Annotated in this window: 23 protein-coding genes, 1 pseudogene and 1 riboswitch; of the genes and pseudogenes, 22 read left to right on the top strand and 2 right to left on the bottom strand. The window is 50.7% G+C overall.

Going from position 1 to position 25,187, the window contains the following annotated elements:
- The first annotated feature begins 22 nt into the window (after positions 1 to 22).
- The 3 genes from AWJ19_RS15960 (at position 23) to AWJ19_RS15970 (ending at position 3,090) form a co-directional block, all read left to right on the top strand.
- Positions 23 to 937, top strand: a complete 915-nt coding sequence (locus tag AWJ19_RS15960; protein ID WP_068725139.1) for a LysR family transcriptional regulator — start codon at positions 23 to 25, stop codon at positions 935 to 937.
- The gene (locus AWJ19_RS15965) at positions 934 to 1,866 is read left to right on the top strand and encodes a tyrosine-type recombinase/integrase (protein ID WP_068725141.1); all 933 of its coding nucleotides are present in this window, start codon (positions 934 to 936) and stop codon (positions 1,864 to 1,866) included. Before AWJ19_RS15960 ends, AWJ19_RS15965 begins: the two co-directional genes overlap by 4 nt.
- Positions 1,867 to 2,118: 252 nt before the next feature.
- Positions 2,119 to 3,090, top strand: a complete 972-nt coding sequence (locus AWJ19_RS15970) for a glycosyl hydrolase family 53 (RefSeq protein WP_068725143.1) — start codon at positions 2,119 to 2,121, stop codon at positions 3,088 to 3,090.
- 228 nt (positions 3,091 to 3,318) lie between these two features.
- Here the strand turns inward: AWJ19_RS15970 and AWJ19_RS15975 are convergent, their stop codons facing one another.
- Positions 3,319 to 4,245, bottom strand: coding sequence for an L-lactate dehydrogenase (locus AWJ19_RS15975; protein WP_068725145.1), 927 nt, complete (start codon positions 4,243 to 4,245; stop codon positions 3,319 to 3,321).
- A gap of 230 nt (positions 4,246 to 4,475) precedes the next feature.
- Here AWJ19_RS15975 and AWJ19_RS15980 point away from each other — a divergent pair, with 230 nt between their 5' ends.
- The 19 genes and pseudogenes from AWJ19_RS15980 to murB all read left to right on the top strand — a co-directional run bounded on the left by AWJ19_RS15980 (position 4,476) and on the right by murB (position 24,645).
- Positions 4,476 to 5,858, top strand: coding sequence for an amino acid permease (locus AWJ19_RS15980; RefSeq protein WP_068725147.1), 1,383 nt, complete (start codon positions 4,476 to 4,478; stop codon positions 5,856 to 5,858).
- Between the two features lie 24 nt (positions 5,859 to 5,882).
- The gene (locus AWJ19_RS15985; protein ID WP_082707922.1) at positions 5,883 to 7,064 is read left to right on the top strand and encodes a hypothetical protein; all 1,182 of its coding nucleotides are present in this window, start codon (positions 5,883 to 5,885) and stop codon (positions 7,062 to 7,064) included.
- Between the two features lie 251 nt (positions 7,065 to 7,315).
- Complete coding sequence (locus tag AWJ19_RS15990; RefSeq protein ID WP_068725149.1) at positions 7,316 to 7,942, top strand: pyridoxamine 5'-phosphate oxidase family protein; 627 nt, start codon at positions 7,316 to 7,318, stop codon at positions 7,940 to 7,942.
- A 162-nt stretch (positions 7,943 to 8,104) separates the two neighbouring features.
- Positions 8,105 to 8,281, top strand: a complete 177-nt coding sequence (locus AWJ19_RS35900; protein ID WP_167360582.1) for a hypothetical protein — start codon at positions 8,105 to 8,107, stop codon at positions 8,279 to 8,281.
- A 206-nt stretch (positions 8,282 to 8,487) separates the two neighbouring features.
- A complete protein-coding gene (locus AWJ19_RS15995; protein WP_068725307.1) occupies positions 8,488 to 8,880 on the top strand; it encodes a DUF2500 domain-containing protein in 393 nt (130 codons plus the stop codon).
- A 154-nt stretch (positions 8,881 to 9,034) separates the two neighbouring features.
- Positions 9,035 to 9,789: pseudogene (locus tag AWJ19_RS16000) on the top strand (glucose 1-dehydrogenase).
- 189 nt (positions 9,790 to 9,978) lie between these two features.
- On the top strand, positions 9,979 to 10,401 hold the full coding sequence (locus AWJ19_RS16005; protein ID WP_068725150.1) for a cell wall hydrolase: 423 nt from the start codon (positions 9,979 to 9,981) through the stop codon (positions 10,399 to 10,401).
- 190 nt (positions 10,402 to 10,591) lie between these two features.
- Complete coding sequence (gene gerQ / locus AWJ19_RS16010) at positions 10,592 to 10,993, top strand: spore coat protein GerQ (RefSeq protein ID WP_241781775.1); 402 nt, start codon at positions 10,592 to 10,594, stop codon at positions 10,991 to 10,993.
- Between the two features lie 311 nt (positions 10,994 to 11,304).
- The gene (locus AWJ19_RS16015; RefSeq protein WP_068725152.1) at positions 11,305 to 12,621 is read left to right on the top strand and encodes a hemolysin family protein; all 1,317 of its coding nucleotides are present in this window, start codon (positions 11,305 to 11,307) and stop codon (positions 12,619 to 12,621) included.
- Between the two features lie 172 nt (positions 12,622 to 12,793).
- Positions 12,794 to 14,710, top strand: a complete 1,917-nt coding sequence (locus AWJ19_RS16020; RefSeq protein ID WP_068725154.1) for an ATP-binding protein — start codon at positions 12,794 to 12,796, stop codon at positions 14,708 to 14,710.
- Positions 14,711 to 14,802: 92 nt separating this feature from the next.
- Positions 14,803 to 15,555 carry a thioredoxin domain-containing protein gene (locus AWJ19_RS16025; RefSeq protein ID WP_068725156.1) on the top strand — a complete coding sequence of 251 codons (753 nt, stop codon included), beginning with the start codon at positions 14,803 to 14,805 and terminating at the stop codon, positions 15,553 to 15,555.
- Positions 15,555 to 15,986 (top strand): disulfide oxidoreductase, encoded by a 432-nt coding sequence (locus tag AWJ19_RS16030; protein WP_068725158.1) that lies wholly within the window; start codon positions 15,555 to 15,557, stop codon positions 15,984 to 15,986. Before AWJ19_RS16025 ends, AWJ19_RS16030 begins: the two co-directional genes overlap by 1 nt.
- A 227-nt stretch (positions 15,987 to 16,213) precedes the next feature.
- Positions 16,214 to 16,373, top strand: a riboswitch (cyclic di-AMP (ydaO/yuaA leader).
- Positions 16,374 to 16,508: 135 nt separating this feature from the next.
- Positions 16,509 to 18,326, top strand: a complete 1,818-nt coding sequence (locus AWJ19_RS16035) for an APC family permease (protein WP_068725159.1) — start codon at positions 16,509 to 16,511, stop codon at positions 18,324 to 18,326.
- Positions 18,327 to 18,529: 203 nt separating this feature from the next.
- Entirely contained in the window at positions 18,530 to 19,555 is a 1,026-nt protein-coding gene (locus tag AWJ19_RS16040; RefSeq protein ID WP_068725161.1) for an iron-hydroxamate ABC transporter substrate-binding protein, read from the top strand.
- 237 nt (positions 19,556 to 19,792) lie between these two features.
- Complete coding sequence (locus AWJ19_RS16045) at positions 19,793 to 20,851, top strand: iron ABC transporter permease (protein WP_068725163.1); 1,059 nt, start codon at positions 19,793 to 19,795, stop codon at positions 20,849 to 20,851.
- Positions 20,851 to 21,885: an iron ABC transporter permease gene (locus AWJ19_RS16050; RefSeq protein ID WP_068725165.1), complete on the top strand. Its 1,035-nt coding sequence runs from the start codon at positions 20,851 to 20,853 to the stop codon at positions 21,883 to 21,885. Before AWJ19_RS16045 ends, AWJ19_RS16050 begins: the two co-directional genes overlap by 1 nt.
- A 31-nt stretch (positions 21,886 to 21,916) precedes the next feature.
- The gene (locus tag AWJ19_RS16055; RefSeq protein ID WP_068725166.1) at positions 21,917 to 22,723 is read left to right on the top strand and encodes an ABC transporter ATP-binding protein; all 807 of its coding nucleotides are present in this window, start codon (positions 21,917 to 21,919) and stop codon (positions 22,721 to 22,723) included.
- A gap of 35 nt (positions 22,724 to 22,758) precedes the next feature.
- Positions 22,759 to 23,577 (top strand): (2Fe-2S)-binding protein, encoded by an 819-nt coding sequence (locus tag AWJ19_RS16060; protein WP_068725168.1) that lies wholly within the window; start codon positions 22,759 to 22,761, stop codon positions 23,575 to 23,577.
- A gap of 156 nt (positions 23,578 to 23,733) precedes the next feature.
- Positions 23,734 to 24,645 carry a UDP-N-acetylmuramate dehydrogenase gene (murB, locus tag AWJ19_RS16065; RefSeq protein ID WP_068725170.1) on the top strand — a complete coding sequence of 304 codons (912 nt, stop codon included), beginning with the start codon at positions 23,734 to 23,736 and terminating at the stop codon, positions 24,643 to 24,645.
- 88 nt (positions 24,646 to 24,733) lie between these two features.
- On the opposite strand, the gene AWJ19_RS16070 is transcribed toward murB, so the two are convergent.
- Positions 24,734 to 25,075, bottom strand: a complete 342-nt coding sequence (locus tag AWJ19_RS16070) for a hypothetical protein (RefSeq protein ID WP_068725172.1) — start codon at positions 25,073 to 25,075, stop codon at positions 24,734 to 24,736.
- Positions 25,076 to 25,187: the final 112 nt, after the last annotated feature.

A 25,187-nucleotide genomic window follows, 5' to 3' on the forward strand; every position in this document is an offset into this window, starting at 1 on the left:
ATAGGAGGCCGGCAAGCGATTTATGGAATCACGGCATTTATTCACCTTTCTGGTTGTAGTCGAGGCTGGCAGCTTTACGAGGGCCGCTCAGAAGCTGGACTATGCGCAATCAAGTATTACGGCGCAGATTCAGGCGCTGGAAACAGAGCTGGGCCAGCCTTTATTTGACCGGATCAGCAAAAAAATTATTCTGACCGATGCCGGGCGCCGCCTGCTGCCCTATGCCCAGGAAATCTCCCGGATGCATGCCCTGGCTCAGGATGCGCTGCGCTCCGAAACAGAGCTGTCAGGCGTGCTGCGCATTGGTGCACCGGAATCGCTGGCTGCTTTTCGCCTGCCGGGAATTATCAAGGAATTCCGCGGCAGCCATCCGAAGGTGCAGATTACCCTCAAGCCGGGAGCCTGCTGGGAGCTGACCGAGTTCGTCCGTACCGGAGAGCTTGATCTTGCTTTTCTGCTTCAGCCCGAAACGGAATATAAGGACTTAATCTGCGAAACTCTGATTCATGAGGCTATGACCCTGGTTGCGCCGCTCGATCATCCGCTTGTACGTCTGAAGGAGGTGGTTCCGCTTGATCTCAAGGATCAAACGATCCTGCATACAGAGACAGGCTGTACCTACCGTATATTATTTGAGCGTCATCTCAACAGCCATGGCGTTTTTCCTGATCCGAATCTTGAATTCTGGAGCATCGAAGCGATCAAGCAGTGTGTGATGTCCGGTCTGGGCATATCCTTCCTGCCGCTGATTACGGTCCGAAACGAGCTTGCGGAAGGCAAGCTGGCACGGCTGAACTGGAATGATGAATCCCAGCGGGTAGCTACACAAATCGTTTATCATAACAAAAAGTGGATGTCACCTGCACTGAAGCAGTTTTTGCAGATGGTTCAGAACCATGCAGCCAAATGGCGCAATAACGGAGGTGAACAGCAGTGACTGAATACGAGAATGATTATGAAGAGGAGCTGGAGGCTTTTCTGATCTGGATGAAGGATGCCGGATTTACGGCGTACACGCAGAAATCTTATCTGGCGGATGTACGGGAGTTTCTGAACGGGCTTAACGGCAAACGGCTGGAGTCCGTCAAAAAGCTGCATGTTGTCTCGTATCTGACCTCTGTACGTGAGCGGGGAGTCAGCGACTCAACACGTAACCGCAAGCATGCGTCTATTAACTGCCTGTTCCGGGCACTGATTGAGCTGGAGCTGCTTACTGTTAACCCTGCGGCAGGCATTAAAAAATCCAAAACCGAAAAAAACCGTGAGCCGGTTTATCTGGATGAAGGCGATCTGCAGCAGTTTTTATCAGCGGTCAGCGGTAAATACCGTAGCCGCAACCTGGCAGTCTTCCTGTTAATGTCGTACATGGGACTACGGGTAGGAGAAGTGCATACGCTTAATCTTAATGATTACAGTCCGGACCGGCGTTCGCTTCGTGTGTTTGGTAAAGGGCGCAAATGGCGGAATGTCCCGGTTCCGGATGCTGTCGCCCCGTATCTGGAGGAAGCGATTGCCGGGCGGTTGTCACCGTGGCGCAGCAAGGAGGAAGCGATGTTTATCTCGCAAAAAGGCCGGAGGCTTTCGATCCGCGGGATTCAGGGCATCGCAGCCGGTACGTTTGAGCGTTTCCAGCAGAGTGTGCCCGAGGCGCACCGCCGGCCGTATTCAAGCCATAAGCTGCGGCATTCCTTCGCTACCATGCTGCTGCGCAAGGGAGCAGATTTGCGCACGGTACAGGAGCTGCTGGGTCATTCTTCGATTCAGACAACGACTGTCTATACGCACATTACGAGCCGGGAGAAGGAAGAGGCGATGGCTAAACTTGAGATTAGCATACCGGTAAAGGAAGCAGCAATTACGGAGTAACTGAATTTTTAATCATACAAGGCAGAGTACAGCTTATTTTTCGCTACAACCATAACTTTTATCAGCCGGAGGACGTGTACGTCCACGGTTTTTTTGCGTTCCAGCAGCACGAGTATTTGTTAGTATAAAGTTTTCTTTAATTATAACTTGTTATTATTTTGTTTTTCAATTATCCTAACAAAAGATAGACAGTATTATAAATGTTATACAGCGGAGAGAAGCTGATGACTTTATCAATGGGAGGATACAGCGGTGAACGAAACATTTTTTAAAGGAATGACTTATGGCTGGGAATCAACCAGAGGGGCGTACAGACAGCCCTATGCCGAGGATTCTCTTAGAAAACTGGCGGAAACGGGAAGTGAATGGATTGCGCTTTCCTTTTGGACATGGCAGGATACGGTGCATTCCACAGAGATTTATTTTGACTACGGATATACGATGACCGACCGGGATATTGAGCATACCGTGAAGCTTGCCAAGCAGCTGGGACTGAAAGTCTGCCTTAAACCTGTGGTTAATTCCAGGGACGGGATATGGCGGGCGCGGATCGGCTTTCCTGAGGATGGCGACGTTTACTGGGCAGCCTGGTTCAAATCCTATACTAACTTTATTAAGCATTATGCTGAGCTGGCGGAGGAGCTGGAGTGTGAGTTGTTCTGCATCGGCTGTGAGATGGTGGCTACAGAGTCGAGGGAGACAGAGTGGCGCAATCTGATCAGTGAGGTCAAAGGCTTATACACCGGACCGATCGTATACAATGCCAATCACGGAAAAGAGGAAGGGATCGAATGGCTCGACGAAGTGGATTATATCGGAACAAGTGCCTATTATCCGGTAGCTTCAGTTCCGGGGGATACCTTCGAGAATATGCGGGCCTCCTGGGAGCAGCAGAAGCCGCGGCTGAAGGCACTATCTGAACGGTTCGGCAAGCCGCTGGTCTTTATCGAAATCGGCTGCCGCAGTGCGCTGGGCTGTGCAACCATGCCTTGGGATTTCTCGCATAAGGAGCTTCCCGTTTCCCAGCAGGAGCAGGCGAATTTCTACCGGTCGGCGCTGGAGACATTCTGGGACGAATCCTGGTTTGCCGGTTTCTTCTGGTGGGACTGGAGCACCAAGCTGTATCCGGCAGAAGAAGCTGCTGCTAACGTCGGATTTGACATTTACGGCAAAGAAGCGGAGCAGGTTTTAAGAGACTACTATAAGCGTCCTGTAATCCGGTAAACTGGTAATCGCAACCATGATATTTAATTCATTGTCAGGCAAAAATGTTTCATGTTATATTAACAAAATGACATGGTAAGTAAACTCCGTCCTTTGGCTGCGGCGATTCGCAAACCCCGCTGAAGGACGGATTCTGTTGTGTGCGGGGCTGCATACAACAAGGGCTATCTTCCGGTCCGAGTAATGCGACCGGGAGATAGCCCTTTGTTAATAACCGGGGATATTAACTTACAGCTCGAGCTTGGAAATCTCTGATTTCAGCTTGTCCGCAGATTTCTGGAACAAGGCCTGTTCCTCCTCATTGAGCGGCAGGTCCAGAACTTCGCGTACGCCGGAGCGGTCAACGACACATGGCGCACCGAGGAACACATCGGAAACTCCATTGTAATTGTTAAGCAGGGTCGAGACATTGAGCACAGCGCCTTCGTTATCAAGAATGGAAACGACAATCCGGTCCAGCGCCAGCGCAATCGCGTAGGACGTGGAGCCTTTGGCGTCTATAATTTCATAGGCGGCATTTTTGGTGTCTTCAAAAATATCCTGGCGTTCAGCTTCATCGAAGCCCAGATCGGTCCCGGCAATATTGGCGAGACTCCATACCGGCAGCTCGGAATCCCCGTGCTCACCGATAATCTGTCCGTGAATGCTGCGCGGATCGATTTCCTTATGCTTACCGATCAGGTACCGGAACCGTGCGCTGTCCAGCACTGTACCCGAACCGATGACGCGTCTGCGGTCAAAGCCGCTGATCTTCAGGGTGGCATAAGCCAGAATGTCCACCGGATTCGTGGCAATCAGCAGGATGGCATGATGATTGTATTTGGTGATTTTTTGGATGATGTCTTTGAAAATGGAGATGTTCTTTCGCAGCAGATCAATCCGGGTTTCGCCCGGCTTCTGCGATGCGCCGGCGGTTACGATAATGATATCCGCTTCCCGGCAATCTTCATAGGTTCCTGCCCATAACTTCACGCCGCCGACAAACGGCATGCCGTGATTCATGTCCAGCGCTTCTCCAAGTGCCTTCTGATGATTGACATCTATTAGTACTAATTCTTGCATACGTCTGCGAAGCAGCAGGGTATAGGCAGTTGTTGTTCCTACTGCACCGGTGCCGATGACTACGACACGATTGGGCTTAAATGGGGGGGCCATTGATACATCTCCTCCGAAATTCGAATTTTTTGTGTCCAATCTTAACCATCATAATCGTTAAATGTAGTGTTTTCAAGCATCCTGTTTTTAATCCATTACCCCGGAAGCGGGCATGCTAACAACAACTTTTGGCAGAAATGAGTCTGCTATCCGGCTGAGGCTTTGTTATAGGCCTGCTGACCACTCGTCATTGAGCAACATCATTATTATTGACAGGAGAGAAAAGAAGTATGGATTTATTCCGCAAAAAACCGCTGGCTGCACCCCTGAGTGACGATGCCGGCAAGCTCAGCAAAACCCTGGGAGCCCTTGATCTCACTGCCCTGGGGGTTGGTGCGATCATAGGTACCGGTATTTTTGTTATGACAGGGGTTGCTGCTGCCGAGCATGCTGGTCCCGGACTGGTGCTTTCCTTCGTGCTCGCGGGAATCGCCTGTGTGCTGTCCGCACTTTGCTATTCCGAGTTCGCTTCCACACTTCCGGTATCCGGGAGTGCCTATGCTTACAGCTATGTTGCATTTGGAGAGCTGCTGGCCTGGATTCTCGGCTGGGATCTGGTGCTCGAGTACGGGGTCGCGGCAGCGGCGGTCAGCAGCGGCTGGTCCGGTTATTTTCAGGGGCTGCTTGACGGCTTCGGAATCCATTTGCCCACGGCGCTGTCCGGGGCTTATAATGCGGACAAAGGAACTTTTATCAACCTGCCCGCCGTGGTTATTATCCTGCTGATTTCCTATTTGCTGACCCGCGGCGTTAAAGAAACGGCACGGTTCAATGCCATTATGGTTGTGGTGAAGCTGGCTGTAGTCCTGCTGTTCATCTTTACCGGAATATTCTATGTTAAACCGGAGAACTGGACGCCTTTTCTTCCATATGGTTTCCACGGGGTAGTGAACGGGGCGGCAACCGTATTTTTTGCCTACATCGGCTTTGATGCCTTATCGACTGCTGCTGAGGAGGTTAAGCGCCCGCAGCGTGATTTGCCGATCGGGATTATTTCATCACTGGCCATCTGTACAGTCCTTTATATTTCAGTATCGCTTGTGCTGACCGGTATTGTGCCTTATCAGAACCTAAATGTCAGCGACCCGGTGTCCTTCGCTCTGCGGTTTGTTGATCAAAACATGATCGCTGGTCTGATCTCTGTCGGAGCCATAGCAGGGATGACTACAGTCCTGCTGGTTTTGCTGTTCGGACAGACTCGTCTGCTGTTCGCCATTTCACGGGACGGGCTGCTTCCTGAAAGTCTGGCCAAAGTTAATCCCAAAACACAGACTCCGGTGCGGAGCACCTGGATGGTCGGCGGAATCATTGCCGTGTTTACCGGCTTTGTTCCGCTTGACCGCCTGGCTGATTTGACAAGCATAGGTACGCTGTTCGCATTCCTCGTCGTTTCACTGGGAGTTATTGTGATGCGCCGTACGCATCCTGATCTGAAGCGGGGGTTCAGAGTGCCTTGGGTACCGGTCATTCCGCTGTTAAGTGCGGCGGCCTGCGGATATTTGATGTATAATCTGGGCAGGGAAACCTGGACCGGCTTTATCATCTGGTTGATTCTTGGACTTCTGATCTACTGGCTGTACGGATACAAGAACAGTAAACTGTATAAGAAATAAAGCTTTACGAAAGGAGAGAGGGCGTTGTCATCCATAACTGCAGGCTATAAGACGCTGAGAATGGCCGCTGCTTTTCTCTTCATCCTGCTGATTCTCTCGGCCTGCTCTTCGTCCCCGGCGCCAGTGCCTACCCTGCCGCCCCAGCCGACCGAAGCACCGGAGGAAGGGCAGACGATCACGCTGATTACACCCGGCGATGCCAAAAATGTAACCAATGAGAGCACACCGAAATATCAGATCCAGACCCGTCTGACGGATTTCCGGCTGCTGAATGAATCGGTAGGGCTTGCGTGGGGTGTGACCAAAAAGGAACTGCGGATCTACATGACCATGGACAATGGCGGAACCTGGGTAAATATCTCGCCCTCGACCAATGTCCAGTTTATGGCTAATCCGGTTTACGGTGAAGAAATCTTTTTCACTGATCCGGATAACGGCTGGATTATCCGCAGCGCCTTTGGCATGACGGAAACGGTTGTCCTGCGGACAACTGACGGCGGCCAGAGCTGGAGGGTATCTTCTTTTCCGGATTCCAATAATGTGTCGTCAATCTATTTCAGCTCTCCTCAGTCCGGCTGGCTGATGACCTCCTGGGATGCCAATACCACGAAATCCAGCAAAGCACTTTATGCCACCAAGGATGGCGGGGCAACCTGGACCATGGTTATGCAGAATGAACAGTATAATCCGAACCTGCCGAATAATACGATTCCGATGGCCGGAATTGTGACCGGAATGATCTTTAAGAATTCGACCCACGGACTGGTTACCCTGCAGACCGGTGCGCTGCCCAAAATCTATATGACCAGCGACAGCGGTGCGACCTGGCATCCGGGGCAGGAGATCCTGGTAAATGAAGAGTGGAAAGGCTGTGACAAGGTTATTACCGGAGAACCGGAGTTTTTCGGCGGTGACAATACAACCGGCTTCCTGCCGGCAGCCTGTCAGACAGACAAACAAAACAGCGTCTCTTATAACGGTTACTTTACTGCAAACGGGGGAGATAACTGGAGGTTTGTTGATTTTGCGCTGAATAGCCAGACTGGCATTAACCGCTATCTTCCTCCAGTGTTTATTAATGCTTCAACCGGATGGATGTTAAGCGGTAACCTGATTTACAAGACCCTGAACCAGGGCCAGACCTGGACCCGACTGCGGCCAGCAGTGTTCTGCAATCGAAGCTTCTTGAATATCCGGAGATTGTAAAGCTTCAGTTCATATCCGCTGATGTGGGCTGGCTGCTGATCCAGAAAGAGGAGGACCGCAGGTCTATCCTCCTGCAGACTACCAACGGCGGGATCAGCTGGCGGGTGATGTAACACTTTTACGAATATTTGGTAAGAGGAAGGCTGCTGCGTGCAGTCTTCTTTTTTTGCCTGGAGGCTCATTTGGAAGCAAGGCTATGATACAATGGTAGGCAGATTTGTTCGCGAAATATTTACATACGGAGGAAGCTTATGACTGACTATCAGAGCATTGAAACGGAAGCGGAGCTGCGCGAATTACTGGGATATCCGGGAGAGCTGGTGCAGCATAAAGTAATCGGAATCATTGATGAGCATTGCCGGCGTTTTATCGCCCAGTCTCCGATTCTCATGCTGGCTACTTCGGATCAGGAGGGACATGCCGATGTTTCGCCCAGAGGGGATGCGCCCGGATTTGTATTGGTTCTGGATGAGCACCGTCTGGTTATTCCCGAACGTCCCGGTAACCGCAGAATGGATTCGCTGATCAATCTTTTGTCCAACCCGCGGGCCGGGCTGATTTTTATGATACCGGGGCTTGAGGAAACCTTGCGGGTTAACGGGCGGGCAACGGTCATCCGGGACGAGCAGCTGCTTCGTAGTATGGAGGCTCATGGCCGAACACCGCTGGTCGGAATTATGATAGAAGTAGAGGAATGCTACACCCATTGTGCAAAAGCGTTCAAGCGTTCCCGCCTGTGGAATCCGGAATCCTGGCCTGCCAAGGAGAGTCTGCCTGACATTCCGGAAATGATAGCGGATCATGTAAAGCTGCCTGGCATCGGTGCGGAACAGGTGAAGACCTCATTACACGAGAGCTATACTAAACGGTTATATTAGATGAGGCTTTGTCTAAAAAATGAACAAAATCACGTATTTTAAATTTTCCTTAAAAATGTGAAAAAAATCACATGACAAACAATAATGCTTGTGATATATTTAACACATAGAAAACAAGTTCATTTTTTCACAAACTTTCATCCACGAATAGGAGAGATTATAATGAAAACTTTTGAAACGGATTATGTGACTAGAAACCTTCTGCAATTGTGCTATAACTGCGATGACGCTCACCTGTGTGAAACAGAAGAACAATGCAGAGCTTGCTGGGCTGAGAACGGCATGATGCCGGCTGAAGAGAATGAAACCAAACAATTTCTTGATCTCGTACATGCATAATAGAATAGAGAAGCAATACACTCTCAAAGACCACATACGTTCTCATAACTGAGGACAGAGTGGTCTTTTTTGCTGTTTGGACCAGGACAATTGTGTTTTTTGTGATGCTGTAATGACAGGATGAGGCATATACATGTACAGAAGCATCCGGCAGGCACGCCGGAAGCGGCAAGTACTTGGGGAATAAGGGGGAATAAGTCATGGGAATGGGCTCGGATCCTTCTTGGATGTTCGATCTTACCGGGACGGTAATACCGATCTTCCTTCTGGTTATGATTGGAATAGTCGCGGTATCTGCAGGCAGAGGCTTGTTTCAGTGGAGCCGGAACAACAGCTCTCCCCTGCTCACTATCCCCGCCCGTATTGTCAGTAAACGCAGTGAAGTCCGCCAGCAGCAGCTGCAGGATGACAGCCAGTCCAGCCGGACCAGCACGACTTATTATCTGACTTATGAGCTGCAGGACGGGAAACGGATGGAGTTTAAGGTAGACGGCAGTGAATTCGGCATGAGCGCAGAAGGGGACAGAGGTCTGTTAACCTATCAGGGAACCCGGTACCATGGTTTTCAGCGCCATCCACATTACTCGACTGCGGAGTAAGTATGGATCGTAATAATGAGTATAGGCAAATGTTAATCCTGCACCGTGTTTACTATATAACAGAATTTGCTGTACAATCCCCTTGTTTCCACTCCCGGAACAGGGGGATATTTATATTATGCGCAATTTACAAATACAAGGAGGAGATGTGTTAATGACATATGCAGATAAAACCGTTATTGTCACCGGCGCGGCCGGGGGATCGGCAGAGCGGTTGCAGCGGCTTACGCGGCTGAAGGAGCAACGGTAGTGGTGGCTGAGCTGGATGCTGCTCTAGGCCAAGCGGCCGCTGAGGAAATCACTGCAGCAGGCGGTCATGCTGAATTTGTGCCCTGTGATGTCAGCAGGGAAGAGGATATTGTAGCGCTGGTTGCCCATACGGTGTTCAAGTTCGGGACCGTTGATATTCTAATTAATAATGCAGGTATTGCCAATCCGCATTCTGCCGGATTCTATGAGCTGTCCGCCGATGAATGGGACAAGGTGCTGAATACAAATGCCCGCAGCGTCTTTCTTGCGACCCGGGAAGCAGCCAAATTCATGAGGATGAATCCTGACGGCGGGGCTGTCGTCAATCTGTCCTCTACACGCTCGCTGATGTCTGAGCCGAATACAGAAGCTTATGCGGCTTCCAAGGGAGCTATCTCGGCATTGACGCATGCTATGGCTGTTACTTTAGGTGAGGACGGAATTACAGTGAACTGTATCAGTCCGGGATGGATTGAGACAGGTGATTACAAGGAGCTGCGTCCGGTTGATCATAAGCAGCATCCGGTCGGCCGGGTAGGCAGACCTGAGGATATCGCCCGGGCATGTCTGTATCTTACAGAGCCTGAGAATAACTTCATCACTGGTGCACAGCTGGTGATTGACGGCGGAATGACCCGCAAAATGATCTATGAGCCTTGATATGCTGTAACGGTACGGCGGAAAGAAATTAGGCTCTGACTGTCACCTCTTGGGCGGATGCACATACAATACAGCGAGCAGTACAGAAAAGTGGAGACTTGCGCAGCGGGTCATGACTGCAGACCGGTATAGAAAGTTGCGGGCCGCAGAGCCTGACCTTAGCTCGGCAAGTGCAAAGAGGAGGATAGCATGGCCGTCATCAAAACAAATTCGGAAGATGTGAGGGTGCTGGCACGGCTGATGAGGGCGGAAGCGGAGGAGGATGGGGATTCCGGCATGCTCATGGTCGGCAATGTTGGTGTGAACCGGATTCTCGGAAATTGTCTGGACTTCAAAAACATCCGGAATGTGAATGATATGGTGTATCAGAGTCCGGGCGGCTTCGAGGCCCCGCAGAAGAGCTACTTTTACCAGCGGGCCAGAGAGTCAGACATCAGGCTGGCTAAGCGGGTTATAGCTGGTGAAAGAATCAGGCCTGCTACTAACGCACTTTGGTTCTTCCGTCCTGTCGGCGCCTGTCCGGCGCAGTGGTATAACCAGCAGAATACCGGACGTTATAAGGCCCATTGCTTCTTTACCCCGACTGCTGAGGATTGCCCGGCTGTATTTTAGGCATCACGGGCTGCAGGAGACAGCTTGGCTGAACGAATACGGATTGCCGAAGCTGTCTCCTTGAGCCAACATTTACTTAGGAGGTTTTTTACAAATGATTAGTCAACCTTACCGTCCCGTTACTTATATGATCGGCAGCAATCCTTCGGGCAGCATGATGCCGATGGGTTCAATGCAGCCTGCAGGAACTATGGCCCCTGTGAGCACTATGCCCCCTATGAGCACCATGCCCCCAGTGAGCACCATGCCCCCTCAGGTTACAAGCGGAAGCCCGATGACTCCTACCGGAGCAGTAGTGCCTACAACCGCGCCAGTCTTTGAGCAATCCTATATCGAGAATATTTTCCGGCTGAACCTTGGCAAGATCGGAACGTTCTACTACACATACGAAAACAATAAAGAATGGAATGCCAAAGTTTACAAAGGCGTGCTGGAAGCTGCCGGCCGCGATCATATCATCATCAGTGATCCGGTTACCGGACAGCGCACTGTGCTGCTGATGATCTATTTCGACTATGCAACCTTTGATGAGCCGCTCGTTTACCAGTATCCGGGTGTTATCGGCAATCCGCCTACGCGTAACTGCCGCTAAATCTCGAATCTCATTATTCATACGGAAGGCAGATCCCCGGCGGCGGGGACTGTCTTTCTTTATGTTTTCTAGTACCATAGATGACGGATTGGCAACGAAATCATATTTTTACACTAATAATACCTGTTTTTGTGCTGCGGATAATACTATAATACAGTATATCTTTAACATTCGTGATTGTAGTCGGGAGATGAAGACATTGGGAAATTGATGATGAAAGGAACAGCTGAAATGACGCAGGCTGATACTCTGAACAAACGAAGGAGGTGGGCCTATCCGCCGAACAAGGACTCGGTGGGTAGGAGGATAATTTGAGTGACCCTTTACCCGGTATATTACATGTAGGTCTCATTATTTTGCTTGTGCTGTTTAACGGCTTTTTTGTTTCGGTTGAATATGCAATGGTCAAGGTACGCAGCGGCCGCATTGAATCGCTGATTGAAGAAGGCAGCAAAAGAGCGCTCGCAGCTAAAAACATCGTGCACAATCTGGACGCTTATCTGTCTGCCTGCCAGCTTGGCATCACACTTGCCTCGCTAGCCCTGGGCTGGCTTGGAGAGCCGGCTGTTGCTACGATTGTTGGGCCGCTTGTAACAGGCTTAGGCTTTGGCGATGCAGCCGTTTATGTAATTTCACTTATTATTGCTTTTATGTTTATTACGGTTCTGCATATTGTCCTCGGTGAGCTCGCCCCGAAGACGATTGCGGTGAACAAGGCGGAGGCGGTACTTCTGCTAACCTCCGGGGTCATGAATGTCTTTTACCGGATCATGTATCCATTTATCTGGATCGTGAACGGATTGGCCCGGGGACTGCTGCGTATCTTCCGCCTGTCACCGGCTTCGGAGCTGGCTACGGCGCACACCGAGGAAGAGATCCGCATCATTATGCAGGAGAGCAATAAGAGCGGGCTCATCGATAATACCGAAATGACCCTTGTAGACAATATTTTTGAATTTGCCGATACCATGGCACGGGAAATTATGATCCCCCGGACCGAAATGATCTGCCTGAACAGCCATCTTCCGGTTGAGGAGAACCTGGAAATTGCCTTTGACGGCATGAGAACACGGTATCCGGTCTGTGACGGCGATAAGGATCATATCCTTGGATTCATTCATATCAAAGATCTGATCCGGGACAATACGCCTAACTATTCCGACTTGATACGTCCTATCCTAACGGTTCCGGAGTCCATCCAGATTAGCGCCCTTCTGAAGGTGATGCAGCGGGCAAAGACGCAGATCGCGGTTCTGATTGATGAGTATGGCGGAACCTCCGGTATGGTAACCCTTGAAGACATCATGGAAGAGATTGTCGGGGAAATACAGGATGAATTTGACGAAGAGCGTCCCGGCATCGAGAAGCTGGGGGAGGATGAATACTCCATTGATGGTCTCATGCTGATTGAAGAAATCAATGATTTGCTGGGACTTCATATGGAGACCGATGACTATGATACAGTCGGAGGCTGGATGTATTCCAAGCTTGAGGTCAATCCTCCGCAAAAAGGCCAGAGCGTCGAGTTTGGCAGCCATCTGTTTGTCGTGGAGGAAACCGAGAACAAACGTATTTCCCGGATCAAGCTGCTGAAGCTGCAGGTTCTGTCCGAGGAAGCAGGAGCTTAATTCTAGTGTTATGAGGCATGGTGCATAATTTGTGCGCTATGCCTTTTTTTGTCTGTAAAAATCCTTTCGGGTGTAAGAATATACCATTATTTAGCCGATTCGTGCTGTTTCTTGGAGGGTATAAGTAGTGTAAATACATTAGTTATATTCAGTAAAGAAAGGAGAGGAGCGCATGCTGCAACACCCGGATCATTACCGTGACCTGCTGGTGCTCTTTTCTGTTGTTATAGCGCTGCTTTCCTGCTTCTCCGCTCTTGATCTGGCAGAACGTCTGATTAGGGAGAGCAGAGGCCATAAATTCATCTTTATGTTGTCTTGTTTTTTAGGCACAGGCATGTGGAGTATGCACTTTATCGGGATGCGGGCAATGCGGACGGAAATGACTTTGGCTTATGACTTGCCGCTACTGCTGTTGTCCCTGCTTGTACCGATTGCAGCTTCTTACGCGTTGTTTCTGCTTTTCAGCAGCCCCTTTACACGCAGCCGGTTTTTTTTGGCGTTCGGCGGGGTTCTCTTCAGCGGCGGCCTTGTGATTATGCACTATTGCGGCATTCTGTCGATGAAATTTTACGGAGACTATGAGCAGAGCCTGCTCTCCATCCTAACCTCCTTTGCCTTCGCCCTCGTTGTTCCGGTGATTGCCTATTTCTACAATCCAGGCTGGATCGCAGGTCCTTATAATATGTTCACTCTCAAAAAAGTACTGCTTGTACTTGTGCTTACCGCGTGCCTGAGCGGGTCACACTATGCCGCCATGGCCGGTGTATCGTTCTCGAATACAAGCGCTTTTAATTATACAGGAACTGTCCCGCTGCTGCCTGATTCACTGCTGGGCGTATTATTGGGAGGCTCGTTTTTGCTGATTGTAACGCTGGTTCTGATTCTTCTGTACAGGGACCGGCAGCGTGTTCTGTTCTCTGCAAGCTTTAATGAGCAGCGCTACACGGCTTTATTTGAATCCAGTCCCGACATGGTGCTGTGTATTGATCCGGCCCGCAAAAAGGTTATAAGCTCCAACCCTTCACTTCAGCATATGACCGGCTACCAAAAGGAAGAGTTAAGCGATTATAATAGCATTCTCTGCACCCCAAAGGATAAAGCTACACTTAAGGAAGCAGTGAAAAGGGCAGTGGACGGGTATTCCTCCAAGCTTGAGCTTGAAATCCGTCTAAAGGACGGCGGCACCATGATCTGCAGCACTACCGTTTTCCCGCTTGTTCATGACACCCAGAAGCTGGTTTATCTTGTTGCTGAGGACATTACAGCCTTTATTCAATTCCAGCAGCAGCTGATTGTCGCCAAGGAAGCGGCAGAAAGCGCTGACCGGATGAAAAGCGAGTTTCTGACGACCATGAGTCACGAGATCCGTACGCCGCTGAACGGCATTATCGGCATCAATCAGCTTTTAACCGAGGATATAGACAATCAGGAGCTGCAGGAGCTGCTGCGGCTGCAGTACAACAGCAGTCAGGCGCTGCTCAGTGTAATCAATGATGTGCTCGATTTTTCGCGGCTTGACTCGGACGGGCTGAAGCTGCAAAACGAAGTATTTCCGCTGCAGGTACTGCTCGGGGAATGCTCCAATCTGTTCGAGGCTACTGCCAAGGAGAAGGGGCTGGAGCTGAAGCTCGGGATAGCAGCAAATGTTCCTGAAATGGTAAGCGGCGACAGTGTGAGAATCCGCCAGATCCTGGTTAATCTGATCGGGAATGCGGTTAAATTCACTCCCGGCGGCATGGTGTCGGTAGAAGTGGCATACAGCGGTTCACAAGCAGGTGAGGGTGAATATACATTTAAAATTAAAGATACCGGTATCGGCATTTCGCCAGATAAGCTGCCGCTGTTATTTCAGCCTTTTACACAGCTTGATGCGGCGCATAACCGGCATTATCCCGGCACTGGCCTTGGGCTTGCAATCTGCAGGAAACTGGTCGAGCTGATGAGTGGCCGGATTAAGATTGAATCCGAGCCCGGGAGAGGGACAGAGGTCATATTCTGCCTTACGCTCCAGTCCGGCGACAAGAATTGCAGCGGGGAAAGAGAGAACAGCTTAGCGGCAACTCAGCCGCTGGAAACTGAGGCTGTATAAGCTTAGGTTTGCCAAAGAGAGAAGTTTAATTATATAATTTTAAATTATATGATTTAAATTTATTGTCCCGCAGGACAGAAAGGAACTCTCACTTGGGCAAAAACAAACGTAAAAGCGCTGCTCTTCCCCAGAAGAGTAAAAATGAGAAGCTTGTAGCGCAGATGGAACAGCAGAAGAAGAAAACATTGATAGTGATTGTTGCGACGATCGCCTTGGTTGTCATTATTTTTGTGGGATTATTTTTACTGGCTTCAAGAGACTCATCAACAGGAACTTCAGCCGAACCGGTTGAATTTAACTACAGTGAAATGACTAGACTTGGCAGTGAGGACGCACCTGTCAAAATCGTCGAATTCGGCGACTACAAATGTCCGGCTTGCGCCCAGTTCGCAGGTGCCATTAAGCCGCAGATTGTACAGGAATATGTAAATAAGGATAAGGCCGCTCTATATTTTGCAAATCTGGCCTTTATCGGGGATGACTCAAAAACTGCTGCTCTTGCAGCCCTGTCTGTCTATCATCAGGACAGCGATGCATTCTGGACATACTATGATGCTATTTATGCTAACCAAGGTGATGAGAACAAGGAGTGGGCGACAGAGGACTTCCTGGTTGAGCTGGCGCAGAAAGAGGAGCTGCCAATTGATTATGATCTGCTCCGCAAAGACATTGAAGACAAGACCTATAACAGCCAGCTGGAAAGTGAGATTCAGCTAGCCTCGGCTTCCGGGGTTTCTTCGACTCCAACCCTCTTTGTGAATGGGGTAATGGTTGATGAGCCATTCAACATGGAGGCTATTGATGCCCAGATTCAGGCCGCTTCCGAAGCGGTGGTTGCCGAGTGATGAAGTTCACCGCCTTCTGCCGGCGCCATTGTCTGTATCTGGCCTGGTTTGTGTCGATCGTTGCTGTTGCAGGCAGCCTTTATCTGAGTGAAGTACTGAAATATGAGCCCTGCAAGCTGTGCTGGTTCCAGCGTATCTTTATGTATCCGCAGCTGTTTCTGCTGGGAATTGCCACGTACAAAGGGGATAAAAAGATTATTCCCTACGTCCTGCCGTTAAGCATTATCGGGGGAAGCATCTCCATTTACCACTATGCTGAGCAGAAGATTCCTGCGCTGAGCAAGGTGCTTCCATGTACAGTTGGCGTTCCCTGCAATCAGGATTATATTAATCTTTTAGGCTTCATTACTATTCCGTTGATGGCCCTTACTGCTTTTACCCTGATTACAGTTTTATTGTGGACAGGACGCAAAGATACAGACGTAGAATAGGCAGCAGGCAGGCGAAATTCCAGGCAAAAAGAATTCCTGATTTTTTTGTCACAATTAACATCCAAAACACGCTAAAACCACGGTACAGAGGGATAATGCAAGAGAATGAAAGATCCACTTATCCCTTATCATGGAATTGCGTGTTTTGGATGTTTTTTCATTCCTTTTCATTTGTTTCACTGCTTTACTGGGAATGCTTTGTAGACTATCATTAAGCCTTGTGAGAAGTTGAATACGCGCTGAATTTTCCGTAGGGAAATCGGGGGAACCAAACTCGGCTGCAAGGCCGACGGGGTGAATCGGAAACAGGCCAAAAAGGCTGTAACCGTAGGGCTTTCCACAGTCCGAATCCGCCAGCTAACCTCGTAAGCAAAGGTGGGATAATGACCATGCTCATGGCATGCGGATCATTTCCGTATGCTTATTTTTGTGCCTGCATTTATGAAAACCTACCTATGAAAACGATGAAAACAGCGCACGGTATAACCGGTTCAACTAACAAAGAGAGGAACTGTTACTACAATGGTAAGCAAGGTAAAACGACTATTGATCGGACGTCCGATGAAGTCGAACGAACTCGATCATGAAAAGTTATCCAAGGTGAAAGCACTGGCTGTCCTGTCTTCTGATGCGCTATCGTCTGTAGCCTACGGAACGGAACAAATTCTCCTGGTACTGGTGGCTGCAGGCTTCACTGCCATCTGGTACTCTCTGCCAATCGCGCTTGCCGTATTGGGCCTGCTGGCCATACTCATTTTGTCCTACCGGCAGACGATCTTTGCCTATCCGCAGGGCGGCGGGGCCTACATCGTGGCCAAAAGCAATCTGGGTGTTCCTACCGGCCTGTTAGCCGGCGGCTCTTTATTGGTTGACTACATTCTTACCGTTGCGGTTAGCGCCTCGGCGGGGACAGACGCGATTACATCGGCTTTTCCAAGTCTGCATGACCACTCAGTTCTTATTGCAGTTTCCGTTATTATATTGCTTACAATTGTCAATCTGCGCGGGGTTACGGAATCGGCTTCCTTTATTGCAATCCCGGTATATTTGTTCGTCGGCTCGATCTTTTTTCTCATTGCTGCGGGTGTAATCAAATATCTGACAGGCGGCGCCCATGCTAGTGTACCTGAAATCGGCTCAGCAGTATCCAATGTCAGCCTGTTCCTGCTGCTCAAAGCGTTCAGCTCCGGCTGTTCGGCCTTGACCGGGGTAGAGGCGGTATCCAATGCCATTCCGAACTTCAAGGCTCCTGCGGAAAAGAATGCCGCCAAAACCCTGATGATGATGGGATTGATCCTTGGCGTAATGTTTACAGGCATTACCCTGCTGGCTTACTGGTACGGAGTTACCCCGGATGAAAAAGCCACAGTAGTGTCCCAAATTGCCGAGTCGACCTTTGGCCGCGGCGGTTTGTACTTCTTCATTCAAGGGATTACGGCTGTCATCCTGTTCCTGGCGGCAAATACTGCCTACTCGGCATTCCCGCTGCTCGCTTTTATGTTCGCCAAAGATAAATATTTGCCCCATGCCTTCATGGTCCGCGGAGACCGGCTGGGCTTTTCTAACGGTATTATTTTCCTCGGAGTTCTGTCGGCACTGCTGGTAGCTGCATTTCACGGGAATACGGAAGGACTGATTCCGCTGTATGCTGTCGGTGTGTTCATTCCGTTCACCTTATCCCAGCTTGGAATGATGGTGCACTGGTACAAAACGAGACCAAAGGGCTGGCAGAGCAAGTTTGCAGTAAATACGGTCGGTATGCTGACCACGCTAACCATTACGCTAATCTTTATTATTACGAAGTTTTCCAGCGTATGGATGGCCTTCATCTTCCTGCCGGTTGTAATGCTGGTATTCCACCGGATTCACCGTCACTATCTAAATACTGCAGACCAGCTGCGGATCTGCCCGTCAACCGACAAGCCTTGCATTAAGGGCAGCACGGTTGTAGTCCCTGTAGCCGGTGTAACCCGTGCTGTATTACATTCCATCAGCTATGCCAAATCCCTTACGGACAATGTCGTAGCTGTATATGTAGGCTTTGATGAAGAAGAGATTCACAAAATGGAGCAGAAGTGGGAGGAATGGAATCCTGGCGTGCGCCTGATCGTCCTCCGTTCCCGGTACCGGAGCATCATCCGACCGCTGGTCAAGTTTATTGATACAGTGGAGTGGAAGACCGCTTCAACGGACCATATTACTGTACTGATTCCGCAATTTATTACGAAGCACTGGTGGCAGGCCATTCTGCATAATCAGACCAGCCTGTTCATCCGTTCTTATCTGATGAATCAAAAGGATATCGTAGTAGCAACCGTTCCATATCATTTGCACAAATAGTCATACAACACAAGCTGGCGGCTGTCTCCGTATGTAACGGGGCAGCCGCTTTTTATAATAGGAAAAATCCGGTTCGGAATTCCAGCCTGTTCAGGGTAATATTAATATTATATTGACATGGATAATGAGAATCAATATCATTTAAAGAGTTAAGTCTATAAGTTATGAACTTACTGGACAGACATACACAGGAGGGGTAATAAATGTTTTCATTCGAACCAAAGAAATCCATGAAGCTGGCGCTTGCCGGACTTCTGACTATGACCATGCTGCTGACTGCCTGCGGCAATAACAACGGCGGGAATGAGGCGAATGCGACAACGGCTCCGGCTTCAACGGCTGAAGCAACCGCGGCGGCTACTGCAGCTCCTGCTGAAACTGCTGCACCTGCTGCAGAAAAAACGGTCACAGACGCTATGGGACATAAGGTAACAGTCCCGGCGAACCCGCAGCGCGTACTCGGTTCATATCTGGAAGATTACCTGGTGACGCTCGGAGTAACTCCGGTAGCCCAATGGTCCGTGACCAACGGCATTCAGGATTACCTGTCGGACGAACTTAAAGATGTGCCAACAATCAGCTTTGATCTTCCGTTGGAGGCTGTAACCAGCTTCGCACCGGATTTTCACATTGTACAGTCTGAAGGCTCTGTTCAGAACGGCCTGTATGACCAGCTGAACAAGATCGCACCTACTTATGTGCTTGGCGACGAAGTCAGCAAGGATTGGCGCAAAGCGCTGCTTACGATTGGTGATCTGCTGAACAAGTCACCTGAAGCTGAGAAAGCGATCGCGGATTATGACCAGAAGGCTGCTGACGCCAAGGAAAAAATCAGCGCATCGTTCGGAGATAAATCCGTAGCAATTCTGTGGCTGGTGCAAAAAAGCTTCTTTATCGTAGATGAAACCCGGTCAAGCGGAGCGGTTCTGTACGGGGATCTTGGCCTGCAGCTGCCGAACCTGGTTACTGACATTCCGGCAGAATCCAGAGCGACCTGGAATTCGATTACCCTTGAGAAGCTGGCCGAACTGACGGCCGATCACATCTTCCTTGTTAACAGCGACAAAACAGACGCATCGGAGATTCTAGAGGGACCGATCTGGCAGGGGATTCCTGCCGTGAAGGCAGGCAATGTGACCGAGCTTAGCGCAGATGGCAGCTGGCTGTACAGTGGTGCTTATGCCAACACCAAGACTATTGATGATGTTGTCAGCGCGCTTGTGAAATAAGTTAGCAAAAACAGAGTCGGTTAACTCCCGGTGTGCAGGTTATTGTATCTTACAAAGATACGAAGCCTGCCTCTTTTTTTAACCAGCTTAAGGACTGTGTGAACTCTTGTACTACTTTCATATATTTGCGATAATGATGATTGAGAAACAATATCAGTTGAATGATAAACAATTTCAATTACATGATAGAAGCAATGAGCTCAGCTTGTTGAATTCATTCCACTAAGGGGAAGACTTATGGACTCATCTACACATTCGGCATCCGGCAGTCCGCATACAGGAGCTGTGAAGCTGCTGCAGTCGCGGCCCGCAGCGGCAGTTATGATCTTGATTCTGGGAATCGGCGCGATTCTGTTCGGCCTGGCGCTGTCGGTATCAGTAGGTGCGGCGGATATTGGGCTGGCCACGGTCTGGGAGGCGGTCTTCCGGTTTAATCCGGATCTGCAGCAGCATCAGATCATCCGTGAACTGCGGATTCCAAGAGCACTGGCTGGAGCTCTTGTAGGTGCCTGCTTTGCCGTAGCCGGTGCTATAATGCAGGGAATGACCCGTAATCCGCTGGCTGACTCCGGCCTGCTTGGACTAAATGCAGGTGCAAGTGCCGCCCTGGCATTAACCTTTGCCTTTGCTCCTTCGGTTTCCTTTCTGTACATTATGGTGTACTGCTTCATCGGCGCTGCTGCAGCATCACTGCTGGTATTCGGCATCGGGTCGCTTAGCCACAGCGGTCTGACACCCCTGCGGCTGACGCTGGCCGGTGCGGCAGTAAGCGCACTCCTGCTTGCTGTGAGCCAGGGAGTGGCGATTCTGTTCAATCTATCCCAGGACATCGCCTTCTGGATGGCGGGTGGTGTTGGAGGCGCCAACTGGACCCAGCTTAAAATCATGACGCCATGGATTGCCGGAGCGCTCATTGCTGCGTTGCTGCTGTCAAGATCCATCACCCTGCTCAGCCTGGGCCAGGAGGTGGCAGCCGGTCTAGGCCAGCGTACGAGACTGGTACAGCTTGCCGGAATGATTGTCGTTGTGATTCTGGCAGGAGCTGCCGTTTCAACGGTAGGGCCTATCGCTTTCGTGGGATTAATGATTCCGCATATTACAAGGTATCTGGTCGGTGTCGACTACCGCTGGATTATTCCCTGCTCGGCGGTACTGGGAAGCCTGCTGATTGTCTTTGCCGATATTGCCGCCAGAATGATTAACGCTCCCTATGAAACGCCTATCGGCGCGCTAATTGCCGTTATCGGTGTACCGTTCTTTGTCTATCTGGCAAGCAAGCGGAAGGGGGAGCTGTAATGAGCCCTGTTAATGCCTTTCTTTCGGGGAAGCAGCGCCGCAGCCGTCATTTCACTATCCTGCTGCTTCTGGGAATTAGTATTATCGTTATGTTCATTGTCAGCATGAATACAGGGCTTATGCGTTTAACGCCGCTGGAAGTCTTACATACCCTTTTTGGTGACGGAACCCGGCAGCAGAAGCTGATCCTGTTTGATTTCCGGCTGCCGCGCATCGTTATTTCTCTGCTTGTCGGTGCCGGCTTTGCCGTTTCCGGCTGCATTCTGCAGAGCCTGTCGCGTAATGCGCTGGCCGAGCCGTCCACGCTGGGAATCAACGCCGGAGCCGGCTTTGCCGTCATCATCTTTATTTCGTTCGTTCCGGCCACCGCGGCAGGGCCGATCTTCGTCCTTCCGCTGATGGCTCTTCTGGGAGCGGTGCTTACCGCCGCACTGATTTATTTCTTGTCTTACCGGCGGGAAGACGGCTTGTCGCCAACCCGGATGATCCTGATCGGGATTGCCGTGGGCGCCGGCATCTATGCCTTCCAGCTGATCTTGTCCCTTCGGCTGGACCCGCAGAACTTTCAGTTCGTATCGATTTGGCTGGCCGGTAAAATCTGGGGCGGTGACTGGCGGTTTGTGCTGGCGCTGCTGCCCTGGATTGTAATTATCCTGCCTTTTGCCTTCTACAAGTCCCGAGTACTGAATCTGCTGAATCTCGGCGATCAGACCTCGGCAGGGCTGGGAATGCCGGTTGAGAAGGAACGGCTCGTACTGCTTGCAGCAGCAGTAGCACTGTCGGGTGCCTGCGTTGCCGTCAGCGGCGGCATCGGCTTCGTCGGACTGATTGCGCCTCACCTGGCCCGGCGGCTGGTCGGGCCGAAGCACCAGGTGCTGCTGCCTGCCAGCGCTTTAGTAGGTGCGCTGCTTCTAATTACAGCAGATACCGTAGCCCGCTGGATTCTGCAGCCGGCTGAAATTCCTACCGGTATCATCGTTGCGCTCATCGGAGCCCCGTATTTCTTGTATCTGTTAGCCAGATCCAAGGCTTGAATCTAATACAAACAATTAAGGAGTGGAGATTATGTCAGAACGTTTAAACACAGAACAATTAAGTATCGGGTACGCTGAAGCAACGATTGTCAAAGGGCTGAACCTGTCACTCCCGACAGGTAAAATTACTGCGCTGGTTGGAGCTAACGGCTCCGGCAAATCTACAATTCTTAAAACAATGGCACGGATTATGAAGCCAAAGAGCGGTAGTGTGATGCTGGACGGCAAATCAATCCATACCTTATCCACCAAGGAAGTGGCCCGCCAGCTGGCGATCCTGCCGCAGAATCCGACGGCTCCGGACGGATTGACGGTGTCTGAGCTGGTTGGTTACGGCCGGTATCCCCATCAGAAGGGCTTCGGCACAATGACGCCCGAAGACCGCGAGATTATCGCCAATGCGATCACTGTGACCGGTATGGAGGAATTTCATGACCGTCCGATTGACCGCCTGTCGGGCGGTCAGCGCCAGCGTGCCTGGATTGCTATGGCTCTGGCCCAGCAGACGGATATCCTGTTCCTTGACGAGCCGACCACGTTCCTCGATATGGCCCACCAGCTTGAAGTACTGCAGCTGCTGCAGAAGCTGAACCAGGAAGAAGGCCGCACGATCATTATGGTGGTGCATGATCTGAATCATGCTTCCCGTTACGCACAACATATGGTGGCGATCAAAGCCGGTACAGTTGTCAGCGAAGGGACTCCGTCCGAGGTAATGACGCCTGATGTACTCCGCAAGGTCTTCGGCATTGAATGCGACATCGTTGCCGATCCGCGTACGGGTGTCCCGCTGTGCCTGCCGTATGAGCTGGCCGCTTATAAAGCCGCCGGTTTGTAATCAATCAAGGTTACGCATAAAGAGGAGGAAATGTAATGAACGATGCACAACAAGAGCAGATACAGGACTTCGGCAGCAAGTTTGATCTGCATCCCGGCATTCCGGAAGGAACAGTGCATTCCTTTAATGCCGCTGAGATGGCAGATGAAGCGGGTATGAGAGCTTTTGTCGAGTGCTACAGGCCGCTTATCAAAGGGCTGGATGACAAAGTGGCTGCCTCTTATTTTGCCGGAGCCTTCGGTAATGTGGCCCTCGCAGTCCAATATGCTCTTTCTGTCTATTCTGCCAGTCCTGATGTCAGTCTGCCCGGCTTGTCTGTGCATCTCATCCCGGCCAATGGATATTGGCGTGTAGCCTTTTCCCTGAACAAATGGTCATTCATTCCGGCTCCTGCGGACGCGAAGGAGCGGACGGACTGGCGCAATGTACAGCTGACGCAGTTCTACCGGAATACGGCTGAACCGCTGCTGACTATGTTATCTAGCGTTACCGGGCTTGCCGGGAGCGAAATTTGGGGCCAGCTGCCCACAAAATTTAACTATTATCTTGAGGTTTTCACCTCCGGTGATGTTCCCGCAGGCTTGCTGGAGACTTTGCAGGAAGATTACCGGTATCTGCGCGAAGAAATGCCTGCGGCAATATTCGGCTTGAAGAGAAATCCGTTTCACGTTCAGGTGCGCAGGATCGAATCGCTGGCTGATCCGGATAAGACTGTGAATATGCGTAACCGCTGCTGCCTGTATTACCGGACAGAAGGGGGTAGCTATTGCTACACCTGCCCCCGGCTGAAGGAAGAAGAGCGTGCGGCCCGCCGGACCGAATTCCGCAGTACTGCCTCTGCAGGCCAGGCTTAGATATAATTCGCCGGATTGCCGCATAAACTGGATACACAAAGCATCAGCCGCAGGCTCCCGTCATTGACAAGGGAGCCTGTTCGTTGTTACAGTTGGGGATGCCATTAATTCAGGCTGATAGCCGGCTCATGTATTGATTGTAAAGGAGCATGAAACATGAATATAAGCCAAGTTGAACAGGATCTGCAGCAGCTTCTTCCGGTCGGAACGGTAAGAAGCCGGGAAATGCTGAAAACTTATGTATTTACACAAATCGGCGGGATAGCCGATATTCTGGCTGTACCTGCAAGCTATGAGGAAATACAAAATGTGGTTACATACGCCCGTGAGCGTAATATCCCGTTAACCGTCCTTGGAAACGGGTCAAATGTCATTATACGCGACGGCGGCATACGCGGAATCGTGCTGTATACTTCGGTTTTGGATAAGATGGCCATTGAGAACGGGCTGCTGGTTGCCCAGTGCGGTGCCAAAATTATTGATGCCTCGGCCTATGCGCTGGAGCAGGAGCTGACGGGGCTGGAATTTGCCTGCGGTATTCCCGGAACAGTAGGCGGCGCGCTTTATATGAACGCCGGTGCCTACGGCGGCGAGGTCAAGGATGTGCTGCACAGTGCCCTGGCCGTTAACAAAGAAGGACAGCTCGTAACGCTGCAGGGGGAGGAGCTGCAGTTTGGATACCGGCACAGTATTTTTGCCGGAGGAGATTATATCGTGCTTGAGGCGCGCTTTGCCCTGCAGCCGGGAGATCCGGCGGCCATCAAAGCGAAGATGGATGAGCTGACCTATCTAAGGGAATCCAAGCAGCCGCTCGAATATCCTTCCTGCGGCAGTGTGTTCAAACGGCCGCCGGGCAGGTTCGCCGGGCAGCTGATTCAGGAAAGCGGGCTGCAGGGTGTACGGATCGGCGGAGCGGAGGTATCCCGCAAGCATGCCGGGTTTATCGTGAATGCGGATAATGCAACGGCTAATGACTATATCGGCCTAATCCATCATGTCCGGGCTGCGGTCAAGGATAAGTTCGGTGTAGAGCTGGAGACGGAAGTACGAATTATCGGGGAAGACTGAACAGGAGGCCGCAGCACTAGTCTGCGGCCTCCTGTTCTTTTAATATGGAACCTGATGTTTAAAACTTAATGCAATTAACTATCATGAGTTAAGCTTCACTGATAGTAATGGTGTACCGGGCCCGCTCAGTCTGCAGCTCAGCTTTATCAGCTTCCGCTGAATGAACCTGCAGTCCGCTGACCGCCAGTTCATAGCTTGGCTGCGGCAGGGGGACAAGTTCCCCGTCTCCGTTCAAAGTGCTGCCGGTGCCTCTCAGTATAAGGGCATCGCCCAGATAATCGTCAATTACATCCTCGGAGCTCCGGTAATCCACACTTTCCAGGCTGAAGTGAACGGTGTCCACATCCTCAAGCTCCTGCTTTTCAATGACAATAGTTTTACCCGCTCCTGAGGCTAGCCATTCTTGAAGCTGCTGTACCGCTTGTTCCATAAGCTGATCCCATCCTTGTATAGGAGATTATATTTTAAGTTACCCCTTTAGGGCCAATTGAATCCATCCCATCCCTTATAATCCGGTACCAGGCATTAGCCGGTATGTTTGC

Source organism: Paenibacillus sp. DMB5, assembly GCF_001517085.1.
In the GTDB taxonomy this organism is placed as follows: domain Bacteria; phylum Bacillota; class Bacilli; order Paenibacillales; family Paenibacillaceae; genus Paenibacillus_AQ.